Annotated in this window: 15 protein-coding genes and 1 pseudogene; 3 read left to right on the top strand and 13 right to left on the bottom strand. The window is 72.2% G+C overall.

Translation table 11 applies throughout. The annotated features are described in order from the left end of the window. Positions 1 to 107: 107 nt before the first annotated feature. The 4 genes from ACWCP6_RS00335 to lipB all read right to left on the bottom strand — a co-directional run bounded on the left by ACWCP6_RS00335 (position 108) and on the right by lipB (position 3306). The gene (locus ACWCP6_RS00335; RefSeq protein WP_450930060.1) at positions 108 to 806 is read right to left on the bottom strand and encodes a DUF4191 domain-containing protein; all 699 of its coding nucleotides are present in this window, start codon (positions 804 to 806) and stop codon (positions 108 to 110) included. Positions 807 to 924: 118 nt separating this feature from the next. After that, positions 925 to 1128, bottom strand: coding sequence for an SCO2195 family GlnR-regulated protein (locus ACWCP6_RS00330; protein ID WP_450930059.1), 204 nt, complete (start codon positions 1126 to 1128; stop codon positions 925 to 927). 281 nt (positions 1129 to 1409) lie between these two features. Further along, complete coding sequence (gene lipA / locus ACWCP6_RS00325) at positions 1410 to 2375, bottom strand: lipoyl synthase (protein WP_450930058.1); 966 nt, start codon at positions 2373 to 2375, stop codon at positions 1410 to 1412. 124 nt (positions 2376 to 2499) lie between these two features. Continuing rightward, positions 2500 to 3306 carry a lipoyl(octanoyl) transferase LipB gene (lipB, locus tag ACWCP6_RS00320; RefSeq protein ID WP_450930057.1) on the bottom strand — a complete coding sequence of 269 codons (807 nt, stop codon included), beginning with the start codon at positions 3304 to 3306 and terminating at the stop codon, positions 2500 to 2502. A 219-nt stretch (positions 3307 to 3525) separates the two neighbouring features. Between lipB and ACWCP6_RS00315 the strand changes: the two genes are divergently transcribed. Then, a complete protein-coding gene (locus ACWCP6_RS00315; RefSeq protein WP_450930056.1) occupies positions 3526 to 4971 on the top strand; it encodes a regulator in 1446 nt (481 codons plus the stop codon). 149 nt (positions 4972 to 5120) lie between these two features. Here the strand turns inward: ACWCP6_RS00315 and ACWCP6_RS00310 are convergent, their stop codons facing one another. Together ACWCP6_RS00310 and ACWCP6_RS00305 are read right to left on the bottom strand one after the other, a co-directional pair. Beyond that, entirely contained in the window at positions 5121 to 6569 is a 1449-nt protein-coding gene (locus tag ACWCP6_RS00310; protein WP_450930055.1) for an NAD(P)/FAD-dependent oxidoreductase, read from the bottom strand. 216 nt (positions 6570 to 6785) lie between these two features. Continuing rightward, positions 6786 to 7691, bottom strand: a complete 906-nt coding sequence (locus ACWCP6_RS00305) for a TIGR01777 family oxidoreductase (RefSeq protein WP_450930054.1) — start codon at positions 7689 to 7691, stop codon at positions 6786 to 6788. A gap of 138 nt (positions 7692 to 7829) precedes the next feature. Here ACWCP6_RS00305 and ACWCP6_RS00300 point away from each other — a divergent pair, with 138 nt between their 5' ends. Continuing rightward, a complete protein-coding gene (locus tag ACWCP6_RS00300; RefSeq protein WP_450930053.1) occupies positions 7830 to 8324 on the top strand; it encodes an N-acetyltransferase family protein in 495 nt (164 codons plus the stop codon). Positions 8325 to 8461: 137 nt separating this feature from the next. Beyond that, complete coding sequence (locus ACWCP6_RS00295; protein WP_450930052.1) at positions 8462 to 9262, top strand: SDR family NAD(P)-dependent oxidoreductase; 801 nt, start codon at positions 8462 to 8464, stop codon at positions 9260 to 9262. A gap of 86 nt (positions 9263 to 9348) precedes the next feature. Here ACWCP6_RS00295 and ACWCP6_RS00290 read toward each other — a convergent pair whose 3' ends face one another. From ACWCP6_RS00290 to ACWCP6_RS00260, 7 genes and pseudogenes are all read right to left on the bottom strand, one after another. Next, entirely contained in the window at positions 9349 to 9867 is a 519-nt protein-coding gene (locus tag ACWCP6_RS00290) for a DUF4240 domain-containing protein (RefSeq protein WP_450930526.1), read from the bottom strand. Between the two features lie 522 nt (positions 9868 to 10389). After that, a pseudogene (locus ACWCP6_RS00285) lies at positions 10390 to 11361 on the bottom strand (helix-turn-helix transcriptional regulator); the annotation flags it as partial. Between the two features lie 185 nt (positions 11362 to 11546). After that, positions 11547 to 14243 (bottom strand): pyruvate dehydrogenase (acetyl-transferring), homodimeric type, encoded by a 2697-nt coding sequence (gene aceE / locus ACWCP6_RS00280; protein ID WP_450930051.1) that lies wholly within the window; start codon positions 14241 to 14243, stop codon positions 11547 to 11549. A 441-nt stretch (positions 14244 to 14684) separates the two neighbouring features. After that, complete coding sequence (locus ACWCP6_RS00275) at positions 14685 to 15311, bottom strand: GntR family transcriptional regulator (RefSeq protein ID WP_450930050.1); 627 nt, start codon at positions 15309 to 15311, stop codon at positions 14685 to 14687. Between the two features lie 246 nt (positions 15312 to 15557). Further along, positions 15558 to 17294: a 2-oxoglutarate dehydrogenase, E2 component, dihydrolipoamide succinyltransferase gene (sucB, locus tag ACWCP6_RS00270; protein ID WP_450930049.1), complete on the bottom strand. Its 1737-nt coding sequence runs from the start codon at positions 17292 to 17294 to the stop codon at positions 15558 to 15560. 85 nt (positions 17295 to 17379) lie between these two features. Continuing rightward, a complete protein-coding gene (gene lpdA, locus ACWCP6_RS00265) occupies positions 17380 to 18768 on the bottom strand; it encodes a dihydrolipoyl dehydrogenase (protein ID WP_450930048.1) in 1389 nt (462 codons plus the stop codon). Positions 18769 to 19063: 295 nt separating this feature from the next. Continuing rightward, positions 19064 to 20575: a leucyl aminopeptidase gene (locus ACWCP6_RS00260; protein WP_450930047.1), complete on the bottom strand. Its 1512-nt coding sequence runs from the start codon at positions 20573 to 20575 to the stop codon at positions 19064 to 19066. Between the last annotated feature and the right edge of the window lie 183 nt (positions 20576 to 20758).

The raw sequence follows: 20758 nt of genomic DNA, 5'->3' as shown, positions 1-20758 counted from the left end.
CTGCTCCGGCGGGGGCCCGCGTTCGCGGCCGGTCGTTGGGGTTGCTCCGGGGAGTGGGGGGGGCGGGACCCCGCCCGCGCCCCCCTCTCACTCGTACGGTGCAGGCGTCAGCGCGTCTTTCCGCCGCGCGGCATCCGCATGCCCTTCGGCATCGGGCCCTTCGGCAGCGGCATGTTGCTCATCAGGTCGCCCATCGCCTTCAGGCGGTCGTTGGTCGCGGTGACCTGCGGGCCCTGCAGGACGCGCGGAAACTTCAGCAGCGTCGTGCGCAGCTTCTTGAGCGGGACCTGGCCCTCGCCGTCGCCGACGATGACGTCGTGCACCGGCACGTCCGCGACGATGCGGGCCATCTTCTTCTTCTCGGCGGCCAGCAGGCCCTTCACACGGTTCGGGTTGCCCTCGGCCACCAGCACGATGCCGGCCTTGCCGACGGCGCGGTGCACCACGTCCTGGCTGCGGTTCATGGCCACCGCCGGGGTCGTCGTCCAGCCCCGCCCGATGTTGTCCAGCACGGCCGCGGCAGCGCCCGGCTGGCCCTCCATCTGTCCGAACGCGGCCCGCTCGGCCCGGCGCCCGAAGACGATCGCCGCCGCGAGAAGAGCGAGCAGCAGCCCGAGGATGCCCAGCAGGTACGGATGACCGATCGCGAAACCGATCGCGAGGAAGACACCGAACGTGACGATGCCGACAGCCGCGAGCACAAGACCGATCTTGGGGTCGGCCTTGCTGGTCATTTTGTATGTCAGGGCGATCTGCTTGAGCCGCCCGGGGTTCGCAGCGTCCACTGCGGTTTCCTTCCTCGCCATGCCCAGAAGTCTACGTGGCGAGTCGGGCGCCGACGACGGCAGTGTCGTACGCAACAGGGCCGGGGAGGGGACGGGCCGGCTGCTGCATGCGGGTGGTGTCGGACGGTACGGGCCTGTCCTACTGCGTGCGGGTGGCCACGGCCTCTTCGAGTACGCGCTGGGCCTCGACCCGGTCCTTGGCGCGGCGGCGGTCCTCGAGCACGGACGTCCAGGCGTTGCGGCGCGCGGTGCGCTGGCCGCTGCTCATGAGCAGCGACTCCACGGCGCGCAGGGCCTCGGTGAAGGACGGAATGGCGGTGGCGCGAACGGGCGCGGCCTGCATGGCGGTGATCCCTTTCGGAGGGAGGGATGTACGGGGCGTAGGACCAGGCTCACTCATTGGTGTTACCAGGGCGTGACCGAGTGGTCAAACACCAATGAAACGTTGTTGCAGCCCCGCAAAAAGCTGACGCGGCCCTGATGCCGTTCCCCAGCTGCGGGGACGTCAGGACCGCGTCGATACGTGCACTACTCGGCAGTAGCCACTTGTGCGCCGATTCACACACTCGCGCCGTGCGCGGGGCGGGCGCGGGAGCGCCCACCCCGGATCGCCGTGGAGGAAGCTCAGACCGCCTGCGAGGCGATGTACTCGCCCCGCTTCTCGACGGCCATGCGGTAGAGGCGGCCGGCGCGGTACGAGGACCGGACCAGCGGGCCGGACATCACGCCGGAGAAGCCGATCTCCTCGGCCTCCTCCTTCAGCTCCACGAACTCCTGCGGCTTGACCCAGCGCTCCACCGGGTGGTGGCGCACACTCGGGCGCAGGTACTGCGTGATGGTGATCAGCTCGCAGCCCGCCTCGTGCAGCTGGCGCAGCGCCTCGCTGACCTCCTCGCGGGTCTCGCCCATGCCGAGGATCAGGTTCGACTTGGTGACCAGGCCGTAGTCACGGGCGTCGGTGATGACCTTGAGCGAGCGCTCGTAGCGGAAGCCGGGGCGGATGCGCTTGAAGATCCGGGGAACCGTCTCGACGTTGTGCGCGAAGACCTCGGGGCGCGAGTCGAAGACCTCGCGCAGCAGGTGCGGCTCCGCGTTGAAGTCGGGGGCGAGCAGCTCGACCTTGGTACGGCCGTCCTCGCGGTCCGCGGTCTGCTGGTGGATCTGGCGCACGGTCTCGGCGTACAGCCAGGCCCCGCCGTCCTCCAGGTCGTCACGGGCGACGCCGGTGATCGTGGCGTAGTTCAGGTCCATCGTGACGACGGACTCGCCCACGCGGCGCGGCTCGTCGCGGTCGAGTGCCTCGGGCTTGCCCGTGTCGATCTGGCAGAAGTCGCAGCGCCGGGTGCACTGGTCGCCGCCGATCAGGAAGGTGGCCTCACGGTCTTCCCAGCACTCGTAGATGTTGGGGCAGCCCGCCTCCTGGCAGACCGTGTGCAGGCCCTCGCCCTTCACGAGCGACTGCATCTTGCGGTACTCGGGACCCATTTTCGCCCGGGTCTTGATCCACTCGGGCTTGCGCTCGATGGGGGTCTGGCTGTTGCGGACCTCCAGGCGCAGCATCTTGCGTCCGTCGGGTGCGACTGCGGACACGTCGGCTCCCTGCTTGTCTGCGTAGACTTTCGATTCTTCGGCGTACACCAGGGTACGCCCGGCATGTGTGCGGCCCTGTGGTGAGGCCAACCTCAGGCCGACGGGGTGCATTCCCCCGAAGGGGTCAGGCGCTCGTCTGCTCCACGGCACGCGGCCTGAGGTCCGCGTTCTCCAGGACCTCCTGCAGGTGTTTCTCGGCGACCGGCAGGACGTCGCCGATGGCGATGTCGCGGCCGAGCTCGTTCATGAGCGAGGTGACCCCCGCGTCGCGGATGCCGCACGGGACGATCCGGTCGAACCAGGTGTTGTCCGGGTTCACGTTCAGCGCGAACCCGTGCATCGTGACGCCCTTGGCGACCCGGATGCCGATCGCGGCGATCTTGCGGTCCTCGCGGCGCTGACCGGCGTTGGAGGGGGCGTACTCCGGTCCGCTGAGCCGCGGGTCGAACTCGTCGTCGTTCAGACGGGGGTCGAAGTCCAGCGACAGACCGCCGAGCGCGGGGCGCTGCTCGGCCGGGTCCTTGGCGTCGCCGAGCACCCAGACCCCGCTGCGTCCCTCGACCCGGGTGGTCTCCAGGCCGAAGTCGGCGCACGTGCGGATCAGGGCCTCCTCGAGCCGGCGGACATGCGCGACGACGTCCACCGGGCGCGGCAGCTTCATGATCGGGTAGCCCACCAGCTGACCCGGGCCGTGCCAGGTGATCTTTCCGCCGCGGTCCACGTCGATGACGGGGGTGCCGTCCAGGGGGCGCTCACTGTCCTCCGTGCGCCGGCCGGCCGTGTAGACCGGCGGGTGCTCCAGCAGCAGACACGTGTCGGAGATCTCGTCCGCGAACCGCGCCGCGTGCACCCGGCGCTGCTCGTCCCAGGCCGCCTGGTACTCGACAGCGTCCGCACCGAAACCCATGCGGACGAACCGCAACCCACTCACCGGCAAGCGCCTCCTCACACCGTTCGGGGTACGTGTCGCGCCCCACGCCACTGTACGACCAGCACTCTCGCGTCAGCCGCCCGGCCAATCCTCACACGATCGGATGAATGCGGGGCGAAGGGTGCGATGGGGGCAGTGACGGCGGCTACATTCGCGCCGTTCAGACGGCCATAAGGGCTGCTCAAGGAACGGCCCGGAAGGCAGGAGACCGCACAGCTGATGACGGAACGACCTCCGCAGCGCACCCCCAACCGCCAGCTCGCCGCGCTCATCGCGGAGGCAGGGTTCTCCAACGCAGGACTGGCCCGCCGGGTCGACCAGCTGGGCCTGGAGCACGGGCTCGACCTGCGCTACGACAAGACCTCGGTGACGCGCTGGCTGCGCGGACAGCAGCCGCGTGGCACCACGCCCGCCCTGATCGCCGAGGTGTTCACCCGTCGGCTCGGGCGTCGCCTCAGCGCCCAGGACCTCGGGCTCGACGCCTGTGCGCCCGTGTACGCGGGCCTGGAGTTCGCCTCGACGCCCGAGGAGGCCGTCGACATCGTCAGCGGTCTGTGGCGCAAGGACTCCGGCAGCCACGCCGAGCTCCGCAAGATCGCGTTCACCCCGGCCGGGCTCGTCGTGCCCAGCCGCGACTGGCTGATCGGGCGGGCCGACGACCGCGTCGGCCGCGGCGATCCACCGGGCCCCGGGCGCGTGCCCGCGCAGGGCCGGGCGGCGGTGCCCCAGCAGCGGCAGCGCACCGCGGAGCGCGGGCCCGGCCAGCGGGTGACCGCCGGCGACATCGCCGCCCTGCGCTCGGTGGGGGAACTGTTCCGCACCCTCGACCAGGCGTACGGCGGCGGGCATGCGCGCCAGGCGCTCGTGCGCTATCTGGAGCACGAGGCCGAGCCGATGCTGCGCGGTACCTACGGCGAGCAGACCGGCCGCCGCCTCTTCGCCGCCGCGGCCGACCTGACCCGCCTCGCGGGCTGGACCTCGTACGACATCGCGGCGCACGGCCTCGCCCAGCGGTACTTCGTGCAGGCGCTCCGGCTGTCGCAGGCGGCGGGCGACCGGGCCTACGGGTCGTACGTCCTGGTCACCATGAGCCGCCAGGCCGTCTACCTCGGGCACGGCCGCGAGGCGGTGCAGCTCGCCCGCGTGGCCCAGCAGGGCGTGGGCTCATCGGCGCCGCCGGTCGTCCAGGCGCTGCTGCACGCCGTCGAGGCCCGCGGGCACGGTGTGCTCGGCGAGGTGCGGGCCTGCACGGCGTCGCTGGTACGTGCCGAACGCGCCCTGGAGACCGCACGCCCGGGCGACGACGTGCCGTACTGGGCGCGCTTCTTCGACGAGGCCCAGCTCGCCGACGAGTTCGGCCACTGCCACCGCGACCTCCAGCAGTACCGGGCCGCCGCGCAGCACGCCGAGCGTTCGCTGCAACTGCGCGCGCCCGGGTTCGCCCGCAGCCGTCTGTTCTGCCGGATCGTCCTTGCCTCCGCCCGGCTCGGCCTCGGCGAACTGGACCAGGCCTGCCAGTTGGGTGCGGAGGCTGCGCAGGCGGCCGGCGAGATGCGGTCCGTGCGGGCCCTGGAGTACGTACGCGACTTCGAGCGCCGTCTGGAGCCGTACCGGGACGCGGCCGCCGTCCGGGGATACCGCGACAAGGTGGCGGCGCTGGGTTAGGCGGCGTCCTGCCGACCACACCGGGCTCGCGGAGGGCGCGCGGCATCTTCCGGTCGTCGGCCCCGGTCGTGTCGGCTCCGGGCGTCGCCCGGGGCCGCGACGACCGGGGCCGACGACCGGGGAGGCGTCCCGCTCGCCGCCCGCGGCCGTCACGCCGCCGCGGACAGCGGCTCCGACGCCGGTGGCACCTGGACGCCGAGGTCGGACAGCACCGCACGGGCCACCCGGCGCCCGGAGGACAGCGCCCCGGTGAGCGAGCTGACCTCGCGGTGGTCGCCGCAGACGTACAGGCCCGCCAGGACCCGTACCGCCCGCAGCACATCGTGCGGTGGCGGCATCGCCGGTACCGCGTACGGATCGTGGTGGACGCCCAGCAGCTCCCACCGGGCCGTCGACGTGCCGTAAAGCTCGGCCAGGTGGTCGCGCACCGCGCGGTCCACGCCGGACGGCGGCGCACCGAGGACGATCGAGGTGACCAGGGCCCGCCCGGCGGGGGCCCGGGACGGGTCGACCTGGCTGACGACGGCGGTGTGCGCCACGGGCCCCCGCCGGTCCGCGTCCAGGAGCAGTGCGGGCTCCGCGAGCGGCGGCTCGTCGACCGTGTGGTGAAGCACCGTCACCGGGTGGAAGGACGGGGCGCGCAGGCCCGGCAGGAGCTCCGCCGCCGTGCGGGCGCCCGTCGCCACCACCACCGCCCGGCACGGGACCGTGCCGTGCTCGGCGGTCGACACGGACGTCGTCGACACGGAGGTGACCCTGACCCCCGTGCGCACCGTCCCCGCGGGCAACGACGCCGCCAGCAGCTCCGGCACCGTGTCCGCACCGCCCTCCGGCAGGCACAGCCTCCCACGGGCGAAGGACTGGAGCGCGAGGTCGGCGCAGCGGCTCGACGTCGTCAGCTCCGGGTCGCTGAGGAGCGCCGAGAGCAGGGGACGCAGGAACCCCTGGACCGTACGGTGCGGCAGGCCCCGGGAGGTCAGCGTGGACAGCACGGGCCGGTCCGGGCGGGCGAGGAGGCGCTCCGGAGGTGCGGCCGCCAGACGCGCCAGCGCGGCCGCCAGGCGGGCCTGGTCGAGCGGGCCGCCGAGCGGTGCCGGCCGTCCCGAAGCCCGCGACTTCGCCCGGGCAGGGGGGACGCCCATCGACCTGGGGGCGCTTGCGAAGGCGCGCGCCGCGCTGAGTGCGCCCCTTGCGCGCCCGCCGACCCCGGTGCGACCGCCGGGGGTACGGGCGTCGGCCGCACCGTCACCGGCGGCTCCTGCGCCCCCGCGCCCGGTGCGCCATACGGTGCCCGGCTCCCCGGCCCGGTACCGCCGGCCCTCGCTGTGCACCAGGATGCCCGGCGCGAAGGGATGCAGCACCAGCCCGTCGAGCCCCGGGGTGCGGCCCAGTTCGGCGTACGACGTGGTGAGCGGCTGACCGGTCCGGTCCAGCCGGAAGCCGTCGACCTTCTCGGTCGACATACGACCGCCGACGTAAGGGGCGGCCTCCAGGACTACGGTCGTTACCCCTTCCCTGGTCAGCTGATGAGCGGCCGAGAGTCCCGCGACCCCGGCTCCCACGACGACGACGTCCGCATGACGCGCGGGCTCAAGCACGTGCCCCTCCTCGAGGTTGCGCGGCTGGTGGGAGGCTCATGCCCCCAACAGGGCTTCGGGATACCCGAGTTCGCGTCGAGGGTAGGAGTCGTTCCGGTCAAAGACAGTCGCGCATCGTCAGGGCACGGTCGCACAGCGGTCGCACACGATCAGAACGGTCATGGTGCGGCGGCCCGCCGGGCTGGGGGGCATGGGGGAGCGGGGGTCGGAGTTGCCTCACTCCAGGGCCGCGCGCAGCGCCCCGTCGATCCCCGGGAAGGCGAACTGGAAGCCCGACTCCAACAGGCGTGTGGGCAGCACGCGCTGACTGGCGAGCACGTCCCCGGCCATCTCGCCGAGCGCGACCCGCAGCGCCGGCGCCGGTGCCGGGAACAGCGTCGGCCGGTGCAGCACGCGTCCCATCGCGTCGACGATCTCCGCATTGGTCAGCGGATCGGGAGCGGTCAGGTTCACCGGGCCCGACAGCGTCCCGGTGTCCAGCAGATGACGCAGTGCGGCCACCTCGTCGTGCAGCGCGATGAAGCTCCAGTACTGGCGGCCGCTGCCCATCCGTCCGCCGAAGCCCGCCCTGAACAGTGGGAAGAGCCTCTTCCACGCACCGCCCTCACGGGCCACGACCAGACCGGTCCGGGCGAACACGGTGCGTACGCCCGCCTCTTGGGCGGGAGCCGCGGCCTCCTCCCACTCGACGCAGAGGGAGGGCAGAAAGCCGTCCCCGGGGGGCGCACTCTCATCGACCGCGCGCTCCCCGGTGTCGCCGTAGAAGCCGATCGCGCTGCCGCTGAGGAAGACCTGGGGCGGGCTGTCCATGGCGGCCACGGCCTCGGCGAGCGCGGCCGTGCCGAGCACCCTGCTGTCGCGCATCTCCTTCTTGTAGGCGTCCGTCCACCGGTGGTCGCCGATGCCGGCACCGGCCAGGTTGACGAGGGCGTCGCACCCGGCGAGGCCCTCCGTGTCCACCTCCTGACGGAGCGGATCCCAGCGGACCTCGTTCCCGGATCGGGGGGCGTGGCGGACCAGGCGGACCACCTCGTGGCCGTCCGCGGTCAGGGACCGCACCAGTGCGCTGCCGATGAGGCCGGAGGAGCCGGCCACCGCGATACGAGAGGTCATGCCGTCCATCCTGCCCGTTCGCGCGGGAAGGTCGCCCCCGACGCACCCGGTGCCGCGGGCATGCCCGCCGTCCGCGGCCCGGAGCGCGCGGCCCGGCCGGCCCTGCACCGCCGGTGGACCTCCCGCCCCCGCCGTACCGTGATCGGCATGCTCGAACTCCGTATACGCCATGCCCGCCTTGAGGACGACGAGGTGCTCGGTCGGCTCGACCGTGCGTCCTGGTCCACGGTGCACGCCGTGCAGCCCTGCCCGGAGGCGGGGACGCCGTTCTTCGCCGAGCGGCACGAGCCGCGCAACCACCTCGTCGCCGAGGCCGGCGGACACATCGTCGGCTACATCCGGCTCGGCCGTCCCACACCCCTCGCGGACAACGAGCACGTACGGCAGATCCAGGGGTTCGTGGTCGCCGGTGAGGCGCGCGGCAAGGGGGTGGGGCGGGCGCTCGTCCGGGGCGCGCTGGACGAGGCTCGGCGCCAGGGCGCGGCGCGCATCACCCTCCGTGTGCTCGGCCACAACACCCCGGCCCGGCGGCTCTACGCATCCGAGGGGTTCGTCGTGGAGGGGGTGCTGCGCGGGGAGTTCCTCCTCGACGGGGAGTACGTCGACGACGTGCTGATGGGCCGGAGCCTGCGGCAGGCGTAGGCGGCCGCGTTCCGGCGCATGCCCGGAGGGACTTCCCCGCTGCGAGGTGTGTCGCAGTCTGCCGAGATGGCACATACTGCCATCTCGGCAGTAGTGTGTGCCCGCACCGAGCACCCGCAAGAGGAAGAAGGCAGGACGTGGGAGCAGACGTCGTCAACCGCTACGAAGGCCGCCGGGCGCTGATCACCGGCGGCGGCTCCGGCATCGGCCAGGCCACGGTGCTGCGCATCCTCGCGGAGGGCGGCACCGTCGTGGCCGCCGACGTCAGCGAGGACGGGCTCCGGGACACCACGGCCAAGGCGGGCGCCGACGCCGTCCGGCTCACCACGCTCGTCGTGGACATCGCCGACGAGACCTCGGTACGCGACGGGGTCGCCGCCGCCGTCTCCGCGCTCGGCGGCCTTGACGTACTGGTCAACGCGGCGGGCATCCTGCGCTCCTCGCACACCCACGAGACCAGCCTGGAGTCCTTCGACCGGATCATCCGGGTCAACCTCGTCGGCACCTTCCTGATGATCCGCGAGTGTGTCCCGGCGCTGCTGGAGGGCAACGGCCCGGCCGTCGTCAACTTCAGCTCGACGTCAGCGGCCTTCGCCCACCCCTACATGGCGGCGTACGCGGCCAGCAAGGGTGGCGTGCAGTCCATGACGCACGCCCTGGCGAGCGAGTACGGCCGGCAGGGCATACGGTTCACCGCCGTCCAGCCCGGGTCCATCTCCTCCGGCATGACCGACGGCAGCGGCGCCAGCCGGCAGAGCGCCGGTCCCGGCCTCCCCGAGGACGCCGACATGAGCCTGTTCATGAAACTCGCTCCCGCCATCGGACAGGGCTTCGCGGGCCCCGAGACGGTCGCCGGCGTCGTCGCGATGCTGGGCTCCGACGACGGCAGGTTCATCACGGGAACCGAGATCCGCATCGACGGCGGCACCCACTTCTGAGCCCGCCCGCCACGGCCCGCGTCCCCCGGCGCGCGCCCGCGTTCCGCTCCGGCGGCCGCGGCCCGCACGCCGGTGACCCCGGGGCCTTACCGTCCGAAGCGCTCCCACAGCTTCGGATAGTGGTGGGACAGCACCCGGTCGTTCTCGAAGTCGATCGCGGCACCCTCCGGCTCCGCGGGCGCGGGCGCGATGCCCAGATCGGGGGCCACGTCGCCGGTGAGCTGTTCGTACGCCTCGTCCGCGGCGTAGCCCAGCTCCTCGCCGTCCCCGTCGATCTCCTCGTCGAAGTCGTCCAGGAGATCGGCGAGCGCGTCGGGGTGGTGCACCGCGCCCTCGTACACCTCCCGGCCCTGGCCGATCAGCCAGCACCGGAAGTAGTCGAAGGCGTCGTCGCTCGCCCCGTCGAGCAGCACCCACGCCGCGCCCCACAGGTCCCACCGGTAGGCACGGTTGTAGCGGGCCTCGAAGTGACGGGCGAAGTCCAGCACCATGTCAGGTTCGAGTTGGAGGAGCCTGTCGACGAGCAGCTCGGCATGATCCTCGGGGTCGCCCTCGGCGGCCTCGCGGGTGCTGTCCACGATCTCCCAGAACTCCGTCTCGTCCATCACGCGTCCAGCATCGGGCCTGGGGAAGGGGGGCGCACGTCAGAGCGGCGCATTCGTTATATGTGCACATGCCGCTGGAAAGCCCGACAGAAGCTGTCGGGATTCGGCGTCGGAGCGGACTCATGGGGACACCTCCGAAGGACAGGGCCGCCCTCGTCGCGGGCGTCGCCCGCGCCGCCACCTGCGGCGTGAGCCGCGCCGGGGCCGTCGAGCCGGCCCGCGCGGGCGTCAGGCTCCGCCGCGGCCGGAAGGCCGGCACGGCGGGGCCGGCGAGCACTACCGCACGGTGCCCCGGCGCGCGTCCCTCCCGGAGGACGCCTCCCCGCCGTCGTGACCGTGAGCCCCCGCGCACCACCGGTCTCCGCCCTCCTCGCAGACTCCCGAACCGGCCTCGTCGCGGTGGCCGTCGCCGGGGGAAGTCCCCGCACCACCGCCGGACCGGCCCCCCGAGCCCTCGGCGGTCTCCGCGGGCTCGGGGGTCTCCGCGGGCTCTGCCTTCTCTTCGCTCTCCGCGCCGACATCGCCGTACAGTCGGGCCATCCGGGCCGCGGCCTGTATGAAGCGCAGCCGCAGCCCGTCCGGCTCCAGTACCTCCGCCTCCGGGCCGAGCATCATGAGCTGCGTGTACGCCACCTCCTCGGACTCCACGGGCAGGTCCACCGTCAACCGGCCCCGCCGGTCGGGTTCCCCGGCCGCCCCCAGTGCCTCCCGGGCGGCTCCCGCGTCGGTGGCGTACGGCAGCATCCGCACGCCCTGGGGCGTCAGCCGCACGCGTACCTCGGCCCGCAGGATCGCCCGCGCGAACTGCGCGGCCCGCTCCGCCCAGAACGCGGGCAGTGCGAACTCCTCGTCCCGCTGGAACCGTTCCTCACCCCGGACCACGTCCGTGAACCGGTCGATGCGGTACACCCGGAAGACCCGCGAGCCGGACGGGACACGGGCGCACACGTACCAGACCCCTGCCTTCAGCACGAGTCCGTACGGTTCCAACTCCCGCTCCACCTCGCCGTCCTTGCGACGGTAGCGGGCGAGGATGCGGCGGTCGTCCCAGACCGCGTCGGCGACATCGGGGAGCAGACGCGGGGTCTCGGGTTCCTCGAACCAGGCGGGGGCGTCCAGATGGAATCGCTGGGCCGCCGTGTGCGGGGCGTCCCGCAGCGAGGGGAGCAGGGCCGCCGACACCTTCAGCCGCGCCGCCGAAGCGGCGTCCTCCAGGCCCATGTCGCGCAGCGCGCCCGGCACACCGGACAGGAACAGCGCCTCCGCCTCGCTGCGGGCGAGACCGGTCAGCCGTGTGCGGTAGCCGCCGACCAGGCGGTACCCGCCCGCCCGGCCCCGGTCCGCGTACACCGGCACGCCCGCCTCCGACAGCGCCTGTGCGTCCCGCGTGACGGTGCGCTCCGACACCTCCAGCTCGCGCGCCAGCTCGGCCGCCGTCATCGACGGACGGGACTGGAGCAGGAGCACCATCTTGATGAGCCGGGCAGCACGCATGAGGGCATTCTTCCGGCCGCCCGGCGACCGTGCGCCCCACGACCGTGCACCCCGCCGCTCGGCGACCGCGTGCGCCCCGCCGCCGCCCCGCACGGCCTCCGCACCGCCGGGTACCGGCCCCGGGGAACGGCGAAGGGGGCGGCTCCCCTGAAGAACCGCCCCCTTCGCCCGTTCCGGGCAGCCTGTTACAGGCCGTAGCGCTCGCGCGCCTCCTTCACGGCCGACGCCGGGACCTCGCCGCGCTTGGCGAGCTGCGCCAGCGCCGCGACGACGATCGACTGCGCGTCGACACCGAAGTGACGGCGGGCCGCGTCACGGGTGTCCGACAGACCGAAGCCGTCCGCGCCCAGCGAGCTCCAGTCCTGCTCGACCCACTGCGCGATCTGGTCCGGGACCTGGCGCATGTAGTCGGACACGGCCAGCACCGGCGACTCCACGCCCTCCAGCGCCTTGCGGATGTACGGCAGGCGCTCCTCGCCGCGCAGCAGCGCCGCGTCGGCCTCCAGCGCGTCCCGGCGCAGCTCGGTCCAGGAGGTCGCGGACCACACGTCGGCGGCCACGCCCCACTCCTCGGCGAGCAGCTGCTGCGCCTGGAGCGTCCAGTGGATCGCCGTGCCGGAGCCGAGCAGCTGGATACGGGAGGCGTTCGCGGGCACCGTGAGACCGGCCGACTCGGCCGTGTTGAAGCGGTACAGGCCCTTGATGATGCCCTCGTCGACCCCGGCCGGCTTCGCGGGCTGCGGCATCGGCTCGTTGTAGACGGTCAGGTAGTAGAAGACGTCCTGGTCCTCGCCGGGAGCCGCCTCGCCGTACATACGGCGCAGGCCCTCCTTGACGATCGTCGCGATCTCGTACGCGAACGCCGGGTCGTAGGACAGCGCGGCCGGGTTGGTCGCCGCGATCACCGGCGAATGGCCGTCCGCGTGCTGCAGACCTTCACCCGTCAGCGTCGTACGGCCGGCCGTGGCGCCCACCAGGAAGCCGCGGCCCAGCTGGTCGCCGAGCTGCCACATCTGGTCGGCGGTGCGCTGCCAGCCGAACATCGAGTAGAAGATGTAGAAGGGGATCATCGTCTCGCCGTGCGTCGCGTACGACGACGAGGCGGCGATGAAGTCCGCCATCGAACCGGCCTCGGTGATGCCCTCGTTGAGGATCTGGCCGTTCTTGGCTTCCTTGTAGTACATCAGCTGGTCGCGGTCGACCGGCTCGTACGTCTGCCCCTTCGGCGAGTAGATGCCGAGCGACGGGAACAGCGACTCCATGCCGAAGGTGCGGGCCTCGTCCGGGACGATCGGGACCCAGCGCTTGCCGGTCTCCTTTTCGCGCACCAGGTCCTTCACCAGGCGTACGAACGCCATGGTCGTCGCCACCGACTGCGAGCCGGAGCCCTTGTCGAACGCCGTGAAGGCCTTGTCGGCGGGCGCGGGCAGCGGCGCGACCGGGTGCACACGGCGGGCCGGGGCCGGACCGCCGAGCGCCGCGCGGCGCTCCTGCAGATACCGGACCTCGGCCGAGTCGGCGCCCGGGTGGCCGTAGGGCACCTGGCCGTCGGTGAAGTCGGCGTCCTTGATCGGCAGGTCGAGCAGATCGCGCATCGCCTTGAACTCGTCCACCGTCAGCTTCTTCATCTGGTGGTTGGCGTTCTTCGACGCGAAGCCCTCGCCGAGCGTGAAGCCCTTGACGGTCTGCGCGAGGATCACGGTCGGCGCGCCCTTGTGCTCCAGGGCGGCCTTGTACGCGGCGTACACCTTGCGCGGCTCGTGGCCACCGCGGGAGAGGTGGAAGCACTCGAGGATCTTGTCGTCGCTCAGCAGCTTCGCCATCTCGGCGAGCGCCGGGTCCTTTCCGAAGAAGTCCTCGCGGATGTAGGCGGCCCCGCGGGTCTGGTACGTCTGCACCTGGGCGTCCGGGACCTCGCGCAGCCGGCGCACCAGGGCGCCGGTGGTGTCGAGCCGGAAGAGCTCGTCCCAGGCGTTGCCCCACAGGCTCTTGACGACGTTCCAGCCGGCGCCGCGGAACTGGGCCTCCAGCTCCTGCACGATCTTGAAGTTGGCGCGCACCGGACCGTCGAGGCGCTGCAGGTTGCAGTTGATGACGAAGGTCAGGTTGTCCAGGCCCTCGCGGGAGGCCAGCGCGAGCGCCGCCGTCGACTCGGGCTCGTCCATCTCGCCGTCGCCGAGGAACGCCCACACATGCGAAGCGGAGACGTCCTTGATGCCGCGGTTGGTGAGGTAGCGGTTGAAGCGCGCCTGGTAGATCGCGGAGAGCGGGCCCAGACCCATGGACACCGTCGGGAACTCCCACAGCCAGGGCAGGCGCCGCGGGTGCGGGTAGGAGGGCAGGCCGTTGCCGCCGGCCTCCTGACGGAAGTTGTCCAGGTGCTGCTCGGTCAGCCGGCCGTCGAGGAAGGCACGGGCGTAGATGCCGGGGGAGGCGTGGCCCTGGATGTACAGCTGGTCGCCGGAGCCGTCCCCCTCCTTGCCCTGGAAGAAGTGGTTGAAGCCGGTCTCGTAGAGCCAGGCGGCCGAGGCGAAGGTGGCGATGTGGCCGCCGACGCCGTGCTTCGAGCCGCGGGTCACCATCGCGGCCGCGTTCCAGCGGTTCCACGCGGTGATCCGGCGCTCCATCTCCTCGTCACCGGGAATGGCCGGCTCGGCGGAGGTGGGGATGCTGTTGACGTAGTCCGTCTCCAGCAGCTTCGGCAGCGCGAGACCGGAGCCCTCGGCCCGCTCCAGTGTGCGGCGCATCAGGTACGCGGCACGATGCGGCCCGGCCGCCTGGGTGACGGCGTCCAGGGAGGCCTGCCACTCGGCGGTCTCCTCGGGGTCGCGGTCCGGGAGCTGGTCGAGCTCGCTCGGCTGGATGCGGTCGGGGTCGGTCATGTCGCCGCCTTCCGTAGTCGAAGGGGGATCCCTCACAGGTGGGGGTTCGGGGGTGCCCTTGGTGTCTTTGGCAGGACAGGGCGGGTGGGGCTCCGGTGGAAGCCCGACGAAGACTGTAAGCCCCCGATCGATGATCGATCAAAGGGAACCCCGGGAAATTACGGCTCACGAGGCAAAGTAGGCACAGGGTGCCGCAACGGTGGGCACCCAGTGCCTTGTTTTCCCAGGTCGGCCCTACCATCTGAGCGCCCATCGCACACATGAGCGGGTGCTTGTTCCCGGGTGGGACGGGTCGGGGCGGACGGCGCGGGACGGGGGTGGCGGCTGAGGACCGGGCGCGGGTCGCCGCGGGGCGCCGGGAGGTACGGCAGTGCCGGCCGCAGCATCGTGCCCGGCCGGTTCGAGGGGCGCAGGCCGCCGGGGCCGACGGCCCCGCTCGGCTCAGGCCCTCGGGGCGCACCCCAGCACGTGCTCCTTCACCAGCTCCGCGATCCGCGGATCACGGTTCCGGAACGCCTCGACCAGGGCCTCGTGCTCCTCGGCGTACGACTGCTGCCGCGTCCCCAGCCAGCGGATGGACAGCGCCGTGAACACCTCGATGCCCAGGCCCTCCCAGGTGTGCAGGAGCACGCTGTTGCCGGCCGCCCGGACCATCTCGCGGTGGAAGGCCACGGTGTGCCGGACCTGCGCCGTTCCGTCGGCGTTGCGGTCGGCCTCGTACAGGGCCGCCACATGCGGCTCCAGGGCCGAGCAGTCCTCGGCCAGCCGCTCGGCCGCGAGCTCCGCCGCGATGGCCTCCAGACCGGCGCGGACGGGGTAGCTCTCCTCCAGGTCGGCGGCGGAGAGATTCCGTACCCGTACGCCCTTGTTGGGCGCCGACTCGATCAGCCGCAGCGACTCCAGCTCGCGCAGCGCCTCCCGCACCGGCGTCTGGCTGACCTCCAGCTCGGTCGCGATCCGCCGCTCCACGATCCGCTCGCCCGGCTTCCAGCGCCCGCTCACGATCCCCTCCACGATGTGCTCGCGGATCTGCTCGCGCAGCGAGTGGACGACGGGCGCGGTGGTCATGAGGGCTCCTTCGACAGGGGCGACGGCCCCGAAAAGGCTTTGACGTCTAGACAATACGGCCGCGCCCCCGTGCGGAAGACTCCGGACGGGGGCGCTTTACGCAGGTGAGACGAGGCTTACACGCTCAGGGAGTGGTGTAGGACACGGTTTTCGCCGGACGGCCCGGACACGGCGGCGCCCCCGCCCGGAGTTCCGGACGGGGGCGCGCTGGTACGGGGGCGGGTCCGCCGCTCGTACGGGGGCGGCTTACAGCCCGAGGTCGACCTCGAACTCGCCGGCTTCCAGGATCGCCTTGACCGCGGTCAGGTAGCGGGCGGCGTCGGCGCCGTCCACCAGACGGTGGTCGTAGGACAGGGTCAGGTAGACCATGTCGCGGACGCCGATGACGGTGCCCTCGGCGGTCTCGATGACGGCCGGACGCTTCACCGTCGCACCGATGCCCAGGATGGCGACCTGGTTCGGCGGCACGATGATCGTGTCGAACAGGGCGCCGCGCGAGCCGGTGTTGGAGATGGTGAAGGTCGCGCCGGCGAGCTCGTCCGGGGTGATCTTGCTGGTCCGGACCTTGTTCGCCAGGTCGGCGGTGGCCTTCGAGATGCCCGCGATGTTCAGGTCGCCGGCGTTCTTGATGACCGGGGTCATCAGACCCTTCTCGGAGTCCACGGCGATGCCGACGTTCTCCGAGTCGAAGTACGTGATGGTGCCCTCGTCCTCGTTGATCCGCGCGTTGATGACCGGGTGGGCCTTCAGCGCCTGCGCGGCGGCCTTCACGAAGAACGGCATCGGGGACAGCTTGACGCCCTCACGGGCGGCGAAGCCGTCCTTGGCCCGGGCGCGCAGCTTCATCAGCTTGGTGATGTCGACCTCGATGACCGAGGACAGCTGGGCCTGGGTGTGCAGCGCCTTCATCATGTTGTCGCCGATGACCTTGCGCATGCGGGTCATCTTGACGGTCTGACCGCGCAGCGGGGACACCTCGAGCGCCGGGGCCTTGGCGGCGGCCGGGGCAGCGGCGGCCGGAGCCGGGGCGGCCTTGCGGGCCTCGGCGGCGGCGATGACGTCCTGCTTGCGGATGCGGCCGCCGACACCGGTGCCCTTGACCGTGGACAGGTCCACGTCGTTCTCGGCGGCGAGCTTGCGCACCAGCGGGGTCACGTACGCGCCCTCGTCGACCGGCGCGGCGGGCGCGGCCTTGGCGGCGGGTGCCGGAGCGGCAGCCGGGGCCGGAGCCGGAGCCGGAGCCGGGGCAGCGGCGGGGGCCGGAGCCGGAGCCGGGGCGGGGGCCGGGGCAGCGGCGGGAGCCGGGGCCGGGGCAGCGGCCGGGGCCGGAGCGGCGGGCGCCGGGGCGGCGGCAGGGGCGGCACCCGGGGCACCGATGACGGCGAGCTTCGCGCCGACCTCGGCGGTCTCGTCCTCGCCGACCACGATCTCGAGCAGCACGCCGGAGGTGGGCGCCGGGATCTCGGTGTCGACCTTGTCGGTGGAGACCTCGAGCAGCGGCTCGTCGGCCTCGACGGACTCGCCGACCTCCTTCAGCCAGCGGGTGACGGTGCCCTCGGTGACGCTCTCGCCGAGCGCCGGGAGGACCACGTCGGTGCCGGTGGCGCCACCGGCCGGGGCGGCCTCGGCGGCCGGCGCCGGGGCAGCGGCCGGAGCCGGCGCGGCCTCGGCCGCGGGGGCCGGAGCGGCGGCCGGAGCCGGGGCGGCCTCGGCGGCGGGGGCCGGGGCAGCGGCGGGGGCACCGGAGCCGTCGTCGATGACGGCCAGCTCGGCGCCGACCTCGACGGTCTCGTCCTCGGCGACCTTGATGGAGGCCAGGACACCGGAGGCGGGGGAGGGGATCTCGGTGTCGACCTTGTCGGTGGAGACCTCGAGCAGCGGCTCGTCGGCCTCGACGCGCTCGCCCTCGGCCTTCAGCCAGCGCGTGACAGTGCCCTCGGTGACGCTCTCGCCGAGCGCCGGAAGGGTTACGGAAACCGCCATGGTTTCAGTTGCTCCTTACGAATGTGCACTTGCGGAAAGTGCGGAAGTCTGTGGTCGTCGTCGCGCCCGAAAACACGACCGGGGGTCAGTCGTGAGCGTGCAGGGGCTTGCCCGCGAGCGCCAGGTGGGCCTCGCCGAGCGCCTCGTTCTGCGTCGGGTGGGCGTGGATGAGCTGGGCGACCTCGGCGGGCAGCGCCTCCCAGTTGTAGATCAGCTGGGCCTCGCCGACCTGCTCGCCCATGCGGTCGCCGACCATGTGGACGCCGACCACGGCACCGTCCTTGACCTGGACGAGCTTGATCTCGCCCGCGGTCTTCAGGATCTTGCTCTTGCCGTTGCCCGCAAGGTTGTACTTCAGAGCGACGACCTTGTCCGCGCCGTAGATCTCCTTGGCCTTGGCCTCGGTGATGCCGACGGAGGCGACCTCCGGGTGGCAGTACGTCACCCGCGGCACACCGTCGTAGTCGACCGGCACGGGCTTCAGCCCGGCCAGACGCTCCGCCACCAGGATGCCCTCCGCGAAGCCGACGTGCGCGAGCTGCAGCGTCGGGACGAGGTCACCGACGGCCGAGATGGTCGGCACGTTGGTCTGCATGTACTCGTCGACCAGGACGTAGCCGCGGTCCATCGCGACGCCCTGCTCCTCGTAACCGAGACCGGCCGAGACCGGGCCGCGGCCGATGGCGACGAGCAGCACCTCCGCCTCGAAGGTCTTGCCGTCGGCCAGCGTGACCCGCACACCGGTCTCCGTGTACTCGGCCTTCTCGAAGAAGGTGCCGAGGTTGAACTTGATCCCGCGCTTGCGGAAGGCACGCTCGAGGAGCTTCGAGCTGTTCTCGTCCTCGACCGGCACGAGGTGCTTCAGGCCCTCGACGACCGTGACGTCCGTACCGAAGGACTTCCACGCCGAGGCGAACTCGACGCCGATGACACCGCCGCCGAGGATGATCGCGGACTGCGGGACGCGGTCCAGCTGGAGCGCGTGGTCCGAGGAGATGATGCGGTTGCCGTCGATCTCCAGGCCCGGCAGCGACTTCGGCACGGAGCCGGTCGCCAGCAGGATGTGGCGGCCCTGGATGCGCTGGCCGTTCACGTCGACGGACGTCGCGGAGGACAGACGGCCCTCGCCCTCGATGTACGTCACCTTGCGAGAGGCGACGAGACCCTGCAGACCCTTGTACAGGCCCGTGATGACCTCGTCCTTGTACTTGTGGACGGCCTTGATGTCGATGCCCTCGAAGGAGGCCTTCACACCGAACTGCTCGGCCTCGCGCGCCTGGTCGGCGATCTCGCCGGCGTGCAGCAGCGCCTTCGTGGGGATGCAACCGCGGTGCAGGCAGGTGCCGCCGACCTTGTCCTTCTCGATCAGGGCGACGTCCAGGCCCAGCTGAGCTCCGCGCAGGGCCGCGGCGTAACCGCCGCTACCGCCGCCGAGGATCACTAGGTCGAAAACGGTGCTGGCGTCGTTCGCCACGTCACGTCCTCCATGCATGTGCGCCGTACGCCGGTCGTCCATGACCGGGCGGCGGCTGGTGTCCGGCCGCTCTATGTTCGGCCCTGTGGTGGGGGCCCTGTCCTGCCGAGAACCCATCTTCGCACTTGTCACCGGGCGGCGGGACGCCGGGCCGGTGTGTGAGACGTCGCACTCGACGGATTTCGTCGTCCCGCCGTCCGTGGCGAGGTGCGTTCCCCGAGACGGCGGCCTTGTGTTCATCGACAGCGAACGGCCCCGGAACGCGGCGCGTCCCGGGGCCGTGTGCGGCAGAGCCTCAGCCCAGGTCGCCCGCGGCGGTGCGCTCGGCGAGCCGGACCAGGGTGCGGACCGCGGAGCCGGTGCCGCCCTTGGGGGTGTACCCGAAGGGGGCCTGCTCGTTGAAGGCCGGGCCCGCGATGTCCAGGTGCGCCCAGGTGATGCCGTCGCCCACGAACTCCTGGAGGAAGAGACCGGCGACCAGGCCGCCGCCCATGCGCTCGCCCATGTTCGCGATGTCCGCGGTCGGCGAGTCCATGCCCTTCTTCAGGTGGTCCGGCAGCGGCATCGGCCAGGACGGCTCGCCGGCCTCTTCGGCGATCTCGTGCACGGAGGTGCGGAAGGCGTCGTCGTTCGCCATGACGCCGAAGGTGCGGGAGCCGAGTGCGAGCACCATCGCGCCGGTCAGCGTCGCCACGTCGATGATCGCGTCCGGCTTCTCCTCCGACGCCTTGGTGATCGCGTCGGCCAGCACGAGCCGGCCCTCGGCGTCGGTGTTCAGCACCTCGACGGTCTTGCCGCTGTACATGCGCAGCACGTCGCCGGGGCGGGTCGCGGAGCCGGACGGCATGTTCTCGGCGAGCGCGAGCCAGCCGGTCACATTGACCTCGAGGCCCAGGCGGGCAGCGGCGACGACCGCGGCGAACACGGCGGCGGCGCCCGCCATGTCGCACTTCATCGTCTCGTTGTGACCCGCCGGCTTCAGCGAGATGCCGCCCGAGTCGTAGGTGATGCCCTTGCCGACGAACGCCAGGTGCTTGGACGCCTTGGGGTGCGTGTACGCGAGCTTGACGAGCCGCGGACCGGCGGCCGAGCCGGCGCCGACACCGAGGATGCCGCCGTAGCCGCCCTTGTCCAGCGCCTTCTCGTCGAGGACCTGGACCTTGAGGCCGTTCTCCTTGGCGGCGGCCGTCGCGACGGCCGCGAAGGACTCCGGGTTGAGGTCGTTCGGCGGGGTGTTGACGAGGTCCCGGGCGCGGTTCAGCTCCTCGGCGACGGCGGTGGCACGCTCGACGGCGGCCTTGTACGCCTTGTCGCGGGGCTTGCCACCGAGCAGCGCCACCTCGGCGAGCGGCGCCTTGCCGTTCTTTCCGTTGTCCTTGTAGGCGCCGAAGACGTACGCGCCCAGCAGGGCGCCCTCGGCGACTGCGCCCGCGTCCCCGGAGTCGAGCAGCGGCAGCGCGAACGCGGCCTTCTTCGAACCGGCGAGGGCGCGGGAGGCGGTGCCCGCCGCCTGGCGCAGCGCCTCGGCGGCGTATTCCTCGTCCTTCTCGGGGACCGCGCCGAGCCCGACCGCCAGCACGACCGGGGCCTTGAAGCCGGCGGGTGAGGGCAGCTTGGTCACCTCGCCCTCGGCCCCGGAGGCGCCGAGGGTCTCCAGGACGGAGGCGAGCTTGCCGTCGTACGCCTCGTCCACGGCCTCGGCGCCGGGCGCGACGACGGGGCCCTTGGCGCCCTTCGCGACACCGACGACGATCGCGTCGGCGCGCAGGCTGTGCGCCGCGGCGGTGCTGAGAGTCAGAGCAGTCACGGTGGTGAAATCTCGCTTCCCTTGAGTTCCATGGCCGAGAGGGGTGGGTCGGCCGGCCCGACGGCAGCCTAGATCGGGCCGGGGGTGTACTGAGAAGGAGCCTACGCTCCGTTATGCCCTGAGGCGCCGGTAGGTGCGTTCCGGGCGCCCGACTTTGCGGTGCCCGCCCGCCGAGGGTGCGGC

Source organism: Streptomyces sp. NPDC002004, from assembly GCF_053593975.1.
The sequence above is the reverse complement of the archived record's forward strand: the minus strand, read 5'-3'. Positions and strand labels throughout refer to the sequence as shown.

Excerpts from the sequence above, each read along its gene's own strand:
- ACWCP6_RS00335 (WP_450930060.1), bottom strand. The coding sequence starts at position 806 with ATGGCGAGGAAGGAAACCGCAGTGGACGCTGCGAACCCCGGGCGGCTC.
- ACWCP6_RS00330 (WP_450930059.1), bottom strand. The coding sequence starts at position 1,128 with ATGCAGGCCGCGCCCGTTCGCGCCACCGCCATTCCGTCCTTCACCGAG.
- ACWCP6_RS00315 (WP_450930056.1), top strand. The coding sequence starts at position 3,526 with ATGACGGAACGACCTCCGCAGCGCACCCCCAACCGCCAGCTCGCCGCG.
- ACWCP6_RS00305 (WP_450930054.1), bottom strand. The coding sequence starts at position 7,691 with ATGGACGGCATGACCTCTCGTATCGCGGTGGCCGGCTCCTCCGGCCTC.
- ACWCP6_RS00300 (WP_450930053.1), top strand. The coding sequence starts at position 7,830 with ATGCTCGAACTCCGTATACGCCATGCCCGCCTTGAGGACGACGAGGTG.
- ACWCP6_RS00290 (WP_450930526.1), bottom strand. The coding sequence starts at position 9,867 with ATGGACGAGACGGAGTTCTGGGAGATCGTGGACAGCACCCGCGAGGCC.
- aceE (WP_450930051.1), bottom strand. The coding sequence starts at position 14,243 with ATGACCGACCCCGACCGCATCCAGCCGAGCGAGCTCGACCAGCTCCCG.
- ACWCP6_RS00275 (WP_450930050.1), bottom strand. The coding sequence starts at position 15,311 with ATGACCACCGCGCCCGTCGTCCACTCGCTGCGCGAGCAGATCCGCGAG.
- sucB (WP_450930049.1), bottom strand. The coding sequence starts at position 17,294 with ATGGCGGTTTCCGTAACCCTTCCGGCGCTCGGCGAGAGCGTCACCGAG.